Source organism: Streptomyces sp. G5(2025) (genome assembly GCF_049542075.1).
GTDB lineage: Bacteria > Actinomycetota > Actinomycetes > Streptomycetales > Streptomycetaceae > Streptomyces.
The window spans coordinates 398375-411418 of record NZ_JBMUZT010000002.1 but is presented as its reverse complement, the minus strand read 5'-3'; the positions used below and the strand labels follow the sequence as shown (position 1 = coordinate 411418).

12 protein-coding genes and 1 pseudogene are annotated in these 13044 nt (G+C 72.3%); 7 read left to right on the top strand and 6 right to left on the bottom strand.

Going from position 1 to position 13044, the window contains the following annotated elements:
- Positions 1-244: 244 nt before the first annotated feature.
- From ACOBQB_RS02240 to ACOBQB_RS02220, 5 genes are all read left to right on the top strand, one after another.
- On the top strand, positions 245-1318 hold the full coding sequence (locus ACOBQB_RS02240; RefSeq protein WP_423590346.1) for a FecCD family ABC transporter permease: 1074 nt from the start codon (positions 245-247) through the stop codon (positions 1316-1318).
- A complete protein-coding gene (locus ACOBQB_RS02235; RefSeq protein ID WP_423588334.1) occupies positions 1315-2439 on the top strand; it encodes a FecCD family ABC transporter permease in 1125 nt (374 codons plus the stop codon). Before ACOBQB_RS02240 ends, ACOBQB_RS02235 begins: the two co-directional genes overlap by 4 nt.
- Complete coding sequence (locus ACOBQB_RS02230) at positions 2436-3317, top strand: ABC transporter ATP-binding protein (RefSeq protein WP_423588332.1); 882 nt, start codon at positions 2436-2438, stop codon at positions 3315-3317. Before ACOBQB_RS02235 ends, ACOBQB_RS02230 begins: the two co-directional genes overlap by 4 nt.
- Positions 3318-3332: 15 nt before the next feature.
- Positions 3333-4913 carry an amidohydrolase gene (locus ACOBQB_RS02225; protein WP_423588330.1) on the top strand — a complete coding sequence of 527 codons (1581 nt, stop codon included), beginning with the start codon at positions 3333-3335 and terminating at the stop codon, positions 4911-4913.
- Between the two features lie 98 nt (positions 4914-5011).
- On the top strand, positions 5012-5536 hold the full coding sequence (locus ACOBQB_RS02220) for a GNAT family N-acetyltransferase (RefSeq protein ID WP_423588328.1): 525 nt from the start codon (positions 5012-5014) through the stop codon (positions 5534-5536).
- 68 nt (positions 5537-5604) lie between these two features.
- Here ACOBQB_RS02220 and argB read toward each other — a convergent pair whose 3' ends face one another.
- Positions 5605-6465, bottom strand: coding sequence for an acetylglutamate kinase (gene argB, locus ACOBQB_RS02215; protein WP_423590344.1), 861 nt, complete (start codon positions 6463-6465; stop codon positions 5605-5607).
- 164 nt (positions 6466-6629) lie between these two features.
- Complete coding sequence (locus tag ACOBQB_RS02210; protein WP_423588327.1) at positions 6630-7871, bottom strand: erythromycin esterase family protein; 1242 nt, start codon at positions 7869-7871, stop codon at positions 6630-6632.
- Positions 7872-7929: 58 nt separating this feature from the next.
- Here ACOBQB_RS02210 and ACOBQB_RS02205 point away from each other — a divergent pair, with 58 nt between their 5' ends.
- Positions 7930-8682 carry a TioE family transcriptional regulator gene (locus ACOBQB_RS02205; RefSeq protein ID WP_423588326.1) on the top strand — a complete coding sequence of 251 codons (753 nt, stop codon included), beginning with the start codon at positions 7930-7932 and terminating at the stop codon, positions 8680-8682.
- A 133-nt stretch (positions 8683-8815) separates the two neighbouring features.
- Here ACOBQB_RS02205 and ACOBQB_RS02200 read toward each other — a convergent pair.
- The 4 genes and pseudogenes from ACOBQB_RS02200 to ACOBQB_RS02185 all read right to left on the bottom strand — a co-directional run.
- Positions 8816-9112, bottom strand: a pseudogene (locus ACOBQB_RS02200) (NUDIX hydrolase); the annotation flags it as partial.
- A gap of 148 nt (positions 9113-9260) precedes the next feature.
- Positions 9261-9599, bottom strand: a complete 339-nt coding sequence (locus ACOBQB_RS02195; RefSeq protein ID WP_423588325.1) for a hypothetical protein — start codon at positions 9597-9599, stop codon at positions 9261-9263.
- Between the two features lie 125 nt (positions 9600-9724).
- Positions 9725-10402, bottom strand: a complete 678-nt coding sequence (locus ACOBQB_RS02190) for a class I SAM-dependent methyltransferase (RefSeq protein ID WP_423588323.1) — start codon at positions 10400-10402, stop codon at positions 9725-9727.
- Between the two features lie 88 nt (positions 10403-10490).
- Positions 10491-11906, bottom strand: a complete 1416-nt coding sequence (locus ACOBQB_RS02185; protein WP_423590343.1) for a DEAD/DEAH box helicase — start codon at positions 11904-11906, stop codon at positions 10491-10493.
- Between the two features lie 331 nt (positions 11907-12237).
- On the opposite strand from ACOBQB_RS02185, the gene ACOBQB_RS02180 reads away from it, so the two are divergent.
- Positions 12238-13023: a class I SAM-dependent methyltransferase gene (locus ACOBQB_RS02180; protein WP_423588322.1), complete on the top strand. Its 786-nt coding sequence runs from the start codon at positions 12238-12240 to the stop codon at positions 13021-13023.
- Positions 13024-13044 lie beyond the last annotated feature (21 nt).

Here is a 13044-nt window from a genome sequence, read left to right as displayed (position 1 = left end):
GTTAGGTAAGGCTACTCTAAACAGACGGTGCGCCTCTGTCGTCACCCCGGCGTCGTCTGCATACTCGGCTTCCCCATCGTGGCCGCACGTCCATCTTGAGGTCACCACCCGCGCGTTGACCCGGCCGGATACATTCGGTTAGCCTCACCTAAGTCTCAACTTGCCGTTCGCGCCGTGTTCTTTGCGTTCTTGACTTCTTTGCGTGCTTGACGCGGTGCGACGCCTGAACTGCCGCCAGGGGGAGTTGTCGTTGTCGGTCGAAACCCGGGCGGTGTCCGAAGAGCCGACCGCCGTCGCGGCCCCGCCCGCAGCGGGCCGGTCCGTGAACGCCCTGCGGGGCGTGGGCCTGCTCGTGGCGCTCGGCGCGCTGGTCCTCGTCGCGTTGCTCAGCGTTTGGGTGGGTACGAGGGGAATTCCCTTCACCGCGACCTGGAGTGCGCTGTGGAACCCCGACGGGTCCGAGACGTCGATCATCATCCACGACTACCGCATCCCCAGAACCCTCCTCGGGCTCCTCGTCGGCATGGCGCTCGGCCTCTCCGGAGCGCTGATGCAGGCCCTGACGCGCAACCCGCTCGCCGACCCGGGCCTGCTCGGGATCAGCCTGGGAAGCGCCGCCGGAGTCGTGGTGGCCATCGCCTTCCTCGGCGTGGGCTCCGTCCTCGGCTACGTGTGGTTCGCCTTCATCGGCGCCGCCGTCGCCTCGGTCGTCGTCTACCTCCTGGGCACCTCCGGACGCAAGGTGGCCACCCCTGACCGCCTGGTCGTCGCGGGAGCGGCCGTGACCGCGGTCCTGTACGCCTTCAACTCCGCGGTCCTGCTGCTCGACCCGGAGGCCTTCGACCAGTTCCGCTTCTGGAACGTGGGCTCGCTCTCCGGCCGGTACTTCGAAGTCGTCTACGCCATCCTCCCGTTCGTCGCCGTCGGCCTGGCGATCGCGCTCTGCCTCGCCCCGTCCCTCAACGCCCTCGCGATGGGCGACCAGCTCGGCCGGGCCCTCGGGCTGAACGTCGGCCGGACCCGGCTGCTCGGCGCCCTCGCGGTCATGCTGCTGTGCGGCGCCGCCACCGCGGCGGCGGGACCGATCGCGTTCGTCGGCCTCGCCGTGCCCCACGTCGCCCGGTTCATCGTCGGCCCCGACCAGCGCTGGGTCCTCGCGTACTCGATGCTGCTCGCGCCGATCCTGCTCATCGGGTCGGACGTGCTCGGCCGGGTGCTCGGCTCGCCGGGCGAGGTCCAGGTCGGCATCATCACCGCGTTCATCGGCGCACCGCTGTTCATCGCGCTGTGCCGTCGTCGAAAGCTGGCCATGCTGTGAGTCCTGTACGTGAGGCGGGCGCTCCCGCCGAGGAGAAGTCCCCGGGCGCGGGCGGCGAGAACGCCGGGCGGCCGCGTCCCGTCATCAGCGGGACGGTGCTCCGCGCCGGACGGCGCGGCCCCTCCGTACGCGTCCAGGGACGGGTGCTCGCCGTGACGTCCGCGATGTTCGCGGCGCTGATCGCCGTCATGCTCGTCACGCTCACCACCGGCGACTTCGAACTGTCCGTCGGCGAAGTGCTCAAGGCCGTGACGGGCAACGGATCGCCCGGCGCCGACTTCATCGTCAACACCCTGCGCATGCCCCGCCTCCTGACCGCGATCTGCGTCGGCGCGGCCCTCGCGGTCAGCGGCGCCATTCTGCAGAGCCTGACGGGCAACTCCCTGGGCAGCCCGGACATCATCGGCTTCACCAACGGCTCGGCCGTCGGCGCGCTCGTCGTCATCACCGTGCTGCACGGCAGCATGGCGCAGATCGCGTTCGGCGCGCTGATCGGCGGGTTCCTCACCGCCGGCGCCGTCTACCTGCTCCTGCTCGGCCGAGGACTCCAGGGCTTCCGGCTGGTCGTCGTCGGCATCGGCGTCAGCTCCCTGCTGCTCTCCGTCAACTCGTACCTCATCACCCGGGCGACCTGGCAGGAGGCCCTGGAGGCGCAGGCCTGGCTGATCGGGAGTCTCAACAGCCGCGGCTGGCAGCACGCGAACGCCATCGGTCTGGCGGTGCTCGTCCTGCTCCCGCTCGCCTTCCTGCTCTCCCGCCGCCTGTCCATGGTGGAGATGGGCGACGTCACCGCCATGGCCCTCGGGGTCAACGTGCCGCGCACGCGCACGGCGCTGCTCGTCATCAGCGTCGCGCTCGCCGCGTTCGCCACGGCGGTCACCGGCCCCATCTGGTTCATCGCCCTGGCGGCGCCGCAGCTGGCCCGCCGGCTGACCAGGTCCTCGGGACCGTCGCTGATGCCCGCCGCCCTCATGGGCGCGCTGCTGCTGGCCGGCAGCGATCTCTTCGCCCAGCGTGTCTTCGCCCCCACGCTGCTGCCGGTGGGCACGGCGACCGGCACCATCGGCGGGCTCTACCTCATCTGGCTGCTGATCACCGAGTCGCGAAAGAGCCGCGCATGACTGCAACGACCGAGCCCACACTCCGGCCCACGCCCCGCCTGCGGGCCGAGGACCTCACGCTCTCCTACGACCAGCGGACCGTCGCGACCTCGCTGGGCGTCGACATACCCGACCACTCCTTCACCGTGATCATCGGGCCGAACGCCTGCGGCAAGTCCACTCTCCTCAAGGCCCTCGCGCGGATGCTCAAGCCCCGCTCCGGCCAGGTCTATCTCGACGGCGCCGCCATCGCGTCGTACCGCTCGCGCGAGGTCGCACGCCGCCTCGGACTGCTCCCGCAGTCCTCGACCGCGCCCGGCGGCATCACGGTCGGCGACCTCGTCGCCCGCGGCCGCTACCCGCACCAGCGCCTCCTCAAGCAGTGGTCCGCCGAGGACGAGGCGGCCGTCACCGAGGCGCTGCGCCAGACCGGCGTACTCGAACTCGCCGACCGCCCCGTCGACGACCTCTCGGGCGGGCAGCGCCAGCGCGTGTGGCTCTCCATGGTCCTCGCCCAGCAGACGTCCATCCTGCTCCTCGACGAACCCACCACCTACCTCGACATCGCCCACCAGGTCGAGGTCCTCGACCTCTGCGCCGAACTGCACGCGCGCAAGAAGAACACGGTCGTGGCCGTCCTGCACGACCTCAACCAGGCCTGCCGCTACGCCACTCACCTCATCGTGATGCGGGCCGGCGGAACAGTCGCCGCCGAAGGCGACCCGGCCACCGTCGTCACCGCCGACCTCATCGAGGACGTGTTCGGCCTGCCCTGCCGCATCATCGACGACCCCGAGACCGGCACCCCGCTGGTGGTGCCCGCCGCGCCCCGCCGCCACCTGCCCGATGACCCCCGGGACGACGTGCCCACCGTCGCCGCGATGGCCGAGACCAGCTAGGACGGACCGCCCCCGATGCTCTCCACGCGACTGACGAACGCCCGCTTCCTCACCATGGACCCGGCCCGCCCCGTCGCCCATGACGTGGGGATCTGGCGGGGGAGGATCGTGGGCCTGGACGACGCCGTCACCTCGCTGCCCGCCCGCGAGGTCGTCGACCTCCAAGGCGCCACCGTGCTGCCCGGCTTCATCGACAGCCACGTTCATCTCGCGTGGACGGGACTGAAGGCGCGTACGCCGAGTGTGGCGCCCTGCGAACGGGTCGAGGACGTGCTCGCGGTCGTGGCGGCGGCCGTCTCGCGGCAGGCGCCGCCGGACGCCTGGGTGGCCCTCGCCGGGTACGACCAGCGGGCCCTCGGACGCCATCTGACCGCCGCCGAGCTGGACCGGGTCAGCCAGGGGCGCAAGGTCTTCATGCTGCACGACTCCGGACACGGATGCGTGGTCAACAGCGCCGTCCTGGACCTGCTCCCGGCCGACGTGCCCCACGAGAACGGCTTCCTCGCCGAGGGCGCCATGGGCGCCGCACGCGCGCTCCGTCCGCCGCACACGCAGCAGGAACTCGCGGACGCCATCGCGCACGCCGCCCGGACCTGCCGAGCGGAAGGCGTGACGGCCTGCGCCGAGGCGGGCATCGGCGGCTCCCTGTTCGGCCACAGCCCGGCCGAGCTCGCGGCCTACCAACTGGCAAGGGAACAGGGCCAACTGCCCCTGCGCGTCCAGCTCATGGTGGCCGCGGACGCCCTGCATCCCGTCGCCCTCCCTGATGCCGACCACACCCCCCGCGCCCTCGACCTCGGTCTGCGCACCGGGTTCGGCGACGACTGGCTCTCCATCGGCGCGCTGAAGGTCTACACCGACGGGGGCATGATGGCGCGCACCGCCGCGCTCACCGCCCCGTACCACGGCACGGACCACGGCTCGGACCACACAGGGCAGTTGCAGGACGACCCGGAGGCGCTCGCCGACACCATCGTGGCCGGCCACCTCGCCGGGTGGCAGCTGGCCGTCCACGCGATCGGCGACCGTGCCGCCGACGTCGCCCTCGACGCACTGGAACGGGCCCAGCGGACGCACCCGCGCCCCGCCGCGCGCCACCGGATCGAACACGCCGGGCTGATCCGCCCGGACCAGCTCGCCCGCTTCGCCCGGCTCGGCGTGAGCGCCGTGGTGCAGCCCAACTTCCTGCGCTACTTCGGCGACGACTACGCGGCGATCATGGGCGAGGAGCGGGCCCCGTGGCTCTACCGGGGCCGGGGCTTCCTGGACCACGGCGTCACCCTGGTGGGCAGCTCCGACCGGCCCGTGACGGACGGAGCGCCGCTGCGGGCCATCCAGTTCATGGTCGAGCGCGCCTCGGAGACCGGCCAGTTGATCGGCCCCCACGAGGGCATCACCGTGGACGAGGCCCTGCGCGCGTACACCGTCGGCGGTGCCTTCGCCTGCCACTGGGACGACAGCGCGGGCACCCTCGCTCCGGGCAAGCGCGCCGACCTCGTGGTGCTGGGCGACGACCCGCGGCGCGTCAGTACGTCGCGCATCGGTGACATCGAAGTCGTGACGACGTACGTCGACGGCCGCGCCGAATCTTCCTGACACCCTGTGGTGTGACGGTGGCTCAGGTGGCCCGGGCTGGCTTTTGAGGTTTCACTTAGGGCAGGCTAACCTTAGTTGATCCGGAGGAAGGGAACCTGTTGTCCACGGCCGCCCCGCGCCTCGGTGCCCCGTCGCCGTGCGCCGCCCCGCCTGTTCTGCTCGCCGTGCGTTCCGCGCGCCCGGGGGACGCCGCCGCTCTGGAGGCGCTGTCCCGGCCGTTCGTCCGCTCGGGAGCGCTGCGCGAGCGCCCCCTGTCGCTCTACGCCTCGGACGCGACCGACTTCCTGGTCGTGGAGGCCCATGACGGCACCCTGGAGGGCTGTCTGGGGGTGGGTGTCCACGCCGCCGACCCGGCCGAGGACCGCGGACCGGCCGGCGTCCTGTACAACTTCTGCGTCGCGCCGCGCAGTCAGGGGCGCGGGGTGGGGGACGCACTGCTGCGCGCGGCGCTGACCGAAGCCGACGCCCGGTCCCTTCAAACCCTGTTCACCGCGACGACCGGCGGCGGCGAGCTCTTCCTCCGGCACGGCTTCGCGCCCGCCGCGGTGGAACTGGCGCCGCGCGCCTGGGCGGACTCGCTGGACCCCACCCGCAATTCGCGGGTCCTCGCCCGAACGCTCTGACGTTCCTATGGTCTTGTGCACGTGAACCCCGGCCCATCGGTCCGGGGTTCACGTACACAAGGCGTCTCTCAGCGCTCCCTGTCGCCGCTCGGTTCCGGCTCAGGAACCACGACCGTGCCGTGGCGGACGTCGGAGAAGACCCTGCGCGACACGGCGTGAGGCGCCCGGCCGTCGAGTACGTGTGCCATGCGTACGCCCGCCCGGGCGGCCCGCAGGCACGCCTCCATCTTGGGGAGCATGCCGCTCGCCAGCTCGGGCAGGAGCTTTTCCAGCTCGTCCGCCGTCAGGTGCTCGATCACCTCGGTGCTGTGCGGCCAATTCGCGTACAGGCCCTCGACGTCGGTGAGCATCACCAGCTTCTCCGCGTCGAGCGCCACCGCGAGCGCGGCCGCCGCGAGGTCGGCGTTGATGTTGTAGACCTGCCCGTCCGTCCCCCGGGCGACGGGGGAGACCACCGGGATGCGGCCCTCGTCCAGCAGGGTGGTCAGGGTCTCCGCGTTCACGTCGACGATGTCGCCGACGAGCCCGATGTCGACCTGCTCGCCGTCCACCCAGGCGGGGCGGCGCACGGCGGTCATGGTGTGCGCGTCCTCGCCGGTCATCCCCACGGCGAACGGCCCGTGACGGTTGATGAGCCCCACCAGCTCCCGCTGGACGCGGCCGGTGAGCACCATCCGGGCCACGTCCATGACCTCGGGGGTGGTCACCCGCAGCCCCGCCTCGAAGCGGACCTCCAGGTCCAGCCGGTCGAGCAGGGCACTGATCTGCGGTCCGCCGCCGTGCACCACGACCGGGCGCAGGCCCGCGCGCCGCAGTTCCACCACGTCCTCGGCGAACGTCCGCTTGAGGTCGTCGTCCACCATGGCGTTGCCGCCGAACTTGATCACCACCGTGCGGCCCCGGAACTCCTTGAGCCGGGGCGTCTCCAGCGCCTCCCCGCTGTCGGGGAAAGGGGTGGAGGGGGTGAACGGGGTGGAGGGGGCGTGGGCGCCGAGGGGGGCGGGGCGCGGTGTTCGAAGGGCATCGGTCACTTAGCTGAGCCTAACCTAAGCATCCGATGGCTGGGAAGCCGCCCACGGCGGACAGAGGGGCGCTATCGCTGCGGCCCGCGTGGGCCGACATCCTTGACGAACACCATGCCGTCAACATCCGCCAAGTGCGCCGGATCGAGCGCGGAGTAGCCGAACCACGGCGACACGCGGGGCGTGAGCCGCGTCTCGCCGAGGGCCGCGGCCAGCCGCGGGGCGTCGACGACACAGCGGTCGACCGGAAGTGTGTACAGGAGCCCTTCCACGGTGTCCGGCGGCGGCGCGTCCACGCCCTGGTGCCGGATCGTCCCCAGCGCGGTGGCCACGAAGGCGTACTGCTCGCCGAGCCGGGCGCTCACCAGCGCGCCGGCGCTCCACCACTCCACCGGGCCCTGCCACATGCGCATCGTGCTCTTCTCCCGCTGCAGATGGGAGTTGTGGGCGTGGATGAGCGCCGGACCACGGTCCGCGACGGCGAGGAGGTTGTGGGACATCATCTGGTCCCGTGTACTGAGCAGCTGGTCCATACGGGCGGGTGAAGTGTCCGCCATCCAGTGGTGGTAGCGCAGCAGCCCCGTCGCGGTACGCCCGTACAGGCGCGCCCGGTCCCAGTCGTCCCGGGAGGCCGCCGCGAGCAAGTGCGGCGTCCGCGCGTCGAGCAGCGCCGCCAAGTCATCGGCGATCAGCCGGAGTTGGCGCGCCTCGGCCGACTGTCCCATGGACTGGGCCGGGTCCGTCATCGCCGCCGGATCGGTCCACCGGCCGTCGGCGCCGAGCAGGCGGTCGAGCGTCTCCGCGGTGCAGGGCAGCAGGTCCGCGTCCACGTGGGAGGAGAGGTAGCCGTGCAGGGCGGCGAGGGCCTCGCGGGGGCTCGCGGCGCCGGTGATCTCCAGCGGGCCGTCGAAACCGGCGAAGCGGAGCCGGTCGGCCGCGGGCCGGCCCTCGTTGAACGCGCGCATCCAGCGCACGAGTTCGCGGTTGCCCGCGAACTCGCCCCAGCCGTGGCTGATTCCGTGCTCCATGGCCTCGTCGAGGGTGCCCGTGCCCGAGGTGACGTACGCGTCCACGACCAGGCCCCGCAGGCAGTCGCTCTCGATGGCTATCGTCCGGTAGCCCTCCTCCTCGACGAGTTGCCGGAAGAGCTCATTGCGCAGGTCGAGCAGAGTGCCCTCGCCGTGGGTGGGCTCGCCCAGGGCGAGCAGCCTCGGCCGGGCCGGAAGCACCCTCATGACGGCGGCGCCGTCGACGGCATGGATGGTGTCCTTGATGTCGGCCTTCTTGATGCCCGCGTTTTCGATGTCAGCCATGACCTCAACGGTATCGTTGAACTCTCGGTTGAAACTCTTACGCGACATCGGCAGGGACATGGGGCAGAACCTTCAAAGCGGTGATCGGCTCAGGCCGGTCGACCTGGCACGCGGGCACGGCCTGTCCACGCAGGCCGTCAGGAACTACGAGGAGGCCGGCATCCTTCCGGCCGCCGACCGCACACCCCACGGCTACCGCACCTATACGCCGCTGCACGCGCGCGCCCTGCGTGCCTTTCTCGCCCTGGTGCCCGGCCACGGGCACCGGACGGCCGCCTCGGTCATGCGGGCGGTGAACGAGGGATCGCCCGACGAGGCGTTCCGCCTCGTCGACGAGAGCCATGCCCAACTCCTCGACGACCGCCGGACACTCCAGGCCGTGGAGAGCGCCCTGCGCGATCTGGACCCCACCGCTGTGTCCGAACCTGCGGTCACCGAGCCCGGCGGCACGTTCATCGGGCCGCTGGCGAGCGGACTCGGCATCCGCCCCGCGACGCTGCGCAAATGGGAGCGCGCCGGGCTGGTCCGCCCGAGCCGTGACCCGCAGACCGGCTACCGCGTCTACGACGAGGCCGACGTACGGGACGCCCGACTCGCCCACCAGCTGCGGCGGGGCGGCTACCTGCTGGAGCAGATCGCCCCGCTGATCGCCCAAGTGCGGGCGGCCGGAGGCCTGGAGCCGCTGGAGGCCGCGCTGCGCGACTGGCACGGCCGGCTGTCCGCCCGCGGTCGGGCGATGCTGACCGGGGCCGCGGAGCTGGAGGCGTACCTCCGCGCACACGAACGCGAACGCGAACGCGAACGCGGCTGAGCCTTGTGGTGCGTTGTCTCCTACCTGGGGAGGAGAGGCCCACCCCACTCCGTGGACACCGCCATGCGAAGGCGTCGGCGGCCGCCGGTGACAGGAAGGAGTCTTCGAGGCCGGAGAGAGGCATCCAGCGCGCGGCGTCCGTCGAACCGTCCGTCTCGGCCACCGCAGGCGCCCCGCCCTTGAGGTCGACGGCGTAGAAGAGCCCGGTGAGGTTCCAGTCAACCCCGCGCCGCCGCACGGCGTACGACCGCGCGTCGACCAGTCGCGCGGAGGCGAGGTCGAGCCCCGTTTCCTCCCGCAGCTCACGGGCCAGCGCCTCGACGGGCTGCTCGCCCGGGTCGATACCGCCACCCGGCAGATGCCACAGGCCGGGCAGGAAGACCGGCGACGCGTCCGACAAGCGGGTCAGCAGCAGCCGGTCGTCGTCCACGGCGATGGCGTACGCCGAAACACGGGTCCGCACGTGAGCGTCGACGGCTCCCGCCTCCTTGCTTGTGTCGAAGCCAGAACGGCATAACTCTACGGGAGGCGCGACCAGTTGGCCTCCGGCGCCGAGGCCGCGCGCGGCTCCGCGCACCTCAGGCGTGGCCGCCGATCTTCACTTCGACCTCGTCTCCCACCCGCGTGAACTCCCGGACCAGCCAAGCGCGTTCACCGATGCGGGTGCCCGCACCCGTGGTGTGGGGCGGCACGGTGAGCACGGGGCCCTGCGGCCCCCCGGTGCGCAGCTCCGCGTCGGCGACCGCGTCGTCGGAGAAGCGCAGATCCACGCCGATGGACCACGGGTCGGCGGCGAACGCGTGCGGGTCGGGCAGCCCCTGGAGGCGGCAGCGGGCGCCGGGGAACAGGTGCGTGTGCGTACACAGCGCGGGGAAGGTGTTCGCGTCGGTCGCTCCGGTGGCGGCGGACTGGGGCATGAGGGCTCCGGGTGTACGGCTGCGGCGGGCTCCGCCCAGTCTGGCGGCCGGGTCGGGTCCGGCCGCGGCGTGCCACGACCGGGCCGACCGCGGTCACCCGGTCGGAGCTGAGGTCCGGGCAGGGCTTACGGCCTGCGACGTGCCGCGATGACGTTGTCGTCCACGGTCGCGGTCGCCCCGTCGGGTCCGGTCGCCTCCCGCTGCCGGGCCTCCGCGCCCTCGACCGTCCACTCCCCTTCCTCCAGGGCGAGCCCGGCCAGCGTCCCGGCGGCCGTCGGCAGCTCCACGTCCGGGTGGGCCGCGCGGCCCCAGGGCGGGATCGAGGCGTGCTCGACGATCAGCAGCAGGCCGCCGGGGGCGACCGCCTCGGCGGCCTGCCGCAGGACACGCTGCCGAGGGAAGGCGAGAGGCGACTGGAGGAACTGGGCCGAGACCAGATCGAACCGGCCCCTCGGGAAGGACACGCTCAGATCGTGGTGCTCGGTGCGGACCCGGCCCCCCAGCCCGGCGGCGTCCGCGTCGGCCCGCACGCCCGCCAGCGCGGTGGGCGAGATGTCGACGGCGGTCACCGTCCAGCCCCGCCCCGCCAGCCACAAGGTGTCACCGCCGGGGCCGGAGCCCAGATCGAGGGCGCTGCCAGCCAGCAGGCCGGCGACGAGACCGGCGAAGACGGCGTTGGGCCGGCCGCGGCCGGGCTGCGTGCCGCCGCGGTAGCGCTCGTCCCAGAATTGCTGCGCGTCTTCGGGCGGTTCGGTGCCGATTCCGGCCCCGGGTGCGGTGTCGGAGCTTCGTGAGGTGGTCATGCGCCCACTGTGCGCAGGCCCTCGCCGTACGGAAAGATTTCTTGCCGAAAGGGCAAGCTGGTCGCGTCGGCGTCGCGCGTCTGAGCGCTCAGCGGCCCCGGCGGACCATGGCCGCCTTGCGGGCCTCGGCGAGTTTGCGGGCCTCGCCCGCCTTGCGGGACTTGCCGCCCGTACCGCGAGAGGCGTCCTTGCTGGTGCCGAGACCGCGGAAGGGGGCGTTGACGTTCTTGGGCCGGGGCGCCGCGGGCCCGCCGTCGAGCGGCGTGCCGGAAGGGGCCCTGGCCCCGGTGATGCGGCTCAGCTCCGCCTCGCCCGAGCGCACCTTGGTGACCGTCGCCTCGATGCCGGCCTCCGACATCACCTGGCTCATCTCGCGGCGCTGACCGGACAGGACGAGCGTGACGACGCTGCCGGACTCGCCGGCCCGGGCGGTGCGGCCCGCGCGGTGCAGATAGTCCTTGGGGTCGGTGGGCGGATCGACGTTCACCACGAGGTCGAGGTCGTCGATGTGCAGGCCGCGGGCCGCGACGTTGGTCGCGACCAGGACGGTGACCTGGCCGTTCTTGAACTGCGCGAGGGTCCGGGTGCGCTGCGGCTGCGACTTGCCGCTGTGCAGCGCCGCGGCGTGCACCCCGCTGGCCCGCAGGTGCCGGGTGAGCAGGTCGACGGAGTGCTTGGTGTCCAGGAACAGCAGGACGCGGCCTTCGCGGCCGGCGATCTCCGTGGTGACGGCGTACCGGTCGGGGCCGTGGACGACCAGGACATGGTGGTCCATCGTCGTGACCGCGCCCGCGGACGGGTCGACGGAGTGGACGACGGGCTCATGGAGGTAGCTCTGGACGAGCTGGTCGACGTCGCGGTCCAAGGTGGCCGAGAACAGCATCCGCTGACCGTCGGCGTGGACCTGGTCGAGTACGTCGGTGACCTGCGGAAGGAATCCCATGTCGCACATCTGGTCGGCCTCGTCGAGGACCGTGATCCGGACCCGGGCCAGGCGGCAGGCCTTGCGCTCGATGAGGTCGTGGAGACGGCCGGGGGTGGCGACGACGACCTCGGCGCCCTCACGGAGCGCGGCGATCTGCCGGCCGATCGACATGCCGCCGACGACCGCGGCCATACGCAACCGGAGCGCGTCGGCGTACGGCGTGAGCGCCTCGGTGACCTGCTGGGCCAGCTCACGGGTCGGCACCAGGATCAGAGCCAGCGGCTGCTTCGGCTCGGCGCGGCGCCCGGCGGTGCGCGCGAGCAGCGGCAGACCGAAGGCGAGCGTCTTGCCGGAACCGGTGCGGCCGCGCCCCAGGACGTCACGTCCCGCGAGGCCGCTGGGCAGGGTGGCCGCCTGGATCGGGAAGGGCTCGCGAACGCCCTGCTCGGTGAGGGTGCGCAGGACCGGGGCGGGCAGTTCCAGCTCGGCGAAGGAGGTGATCGCGGGCGCGGCCGGAGTGGGGCCGTCGAGTCCGTCGCCAGGGGCAGGGGCGGTGCCGGGGTGGTCCGTACGCTTCATGAAGAGCCTTCCGCAGGCGAACATACCGAGGAAGGCCCGGCAGGATGGTGGTTGCTGGTCGCAGGACGAGCGGTCGACGGACGACGCCGCCCCGAGGGCGAGAGCGTCGGCCATCACGCGCGCGCAAAGATCCGAGAGTAACACGAAGTGACATCCCGGCGCGGGGGCCGTGGCGCTGATCAGGGCGGTTCCGCCGCGCGAGAAAGAGGTGTCGCCGCGCGGTGCCGGGATCCAGCAGAACTTCGAACGGGCCGAGTCCACCAACCCCGCCAGCCGGCCCGGCCGCCCGCCCGCCAGCCCGACAAAAGGCAACCCCGGCTATCGTCACCGGATGTCTGAAGCCGCCGAGAAGTTCGAGACCGCCATGACCAGGTGGCAGGAGTGGCAGGACGCCCCCTGGGGCCGTCTGCGCTACGTGATCGCCGAGGCCAACCTGCTCCGTCACCTGGGCGACGACGGCCCGCCGTCGCGCGTACTCGACCTGGCCGGCGGCGACGGCGGTGACGCCGTGCGTCTCGCCGCGCGCGGGCACCGCGTCACCGTCGTCGACCACGCCCCCGCCATGCTCGCCGCCGCGACCGAACGAGCCGCCGCGGCAGGCCTGTCGGAGCTGATCACCTGCGTGCGCGCCGACGTGGCCGCGCTGCCCCACGACCTGGCCGAGGGGGAGTTCGACGTGGTGCTGTGCCACAACCTCCTCCAGTACGTGGACGACGTCCCGGGCACTCTCGCCGCGGCCCTCGCTCCGTTGCGGCGCGGTGGGTTGTTCTCCGTCATGGCGATCAACCGGCACTCGGCCGCCCTGACCGCCGCCGTCCGCGCGATGGACCCCGCCGCCGCGCTGGCCGCGCTGGACACCGACCAGGCCCGCACGCAGACGTTCGACACGGCACTGCGGCTCCACGCGGCCGAGGAGATCATCACCGTCCTGCGGACCCTTGGCTGCCGGGACGTGCGGCACTACGGCATCCGCAGCTTCTGCGACTACATCACCGACGACGCACGAAAGTACGACCCTGCGTTCTACGCCCACTTGGAACAGCTCGAACTCGCCGCGACCGCACGCCCGCCCTACATGCACACCGCCCGCCTCTTCCAACTGGCGGCGCGGAAGTGAAGCGGCTGGCTGGCCAACTCG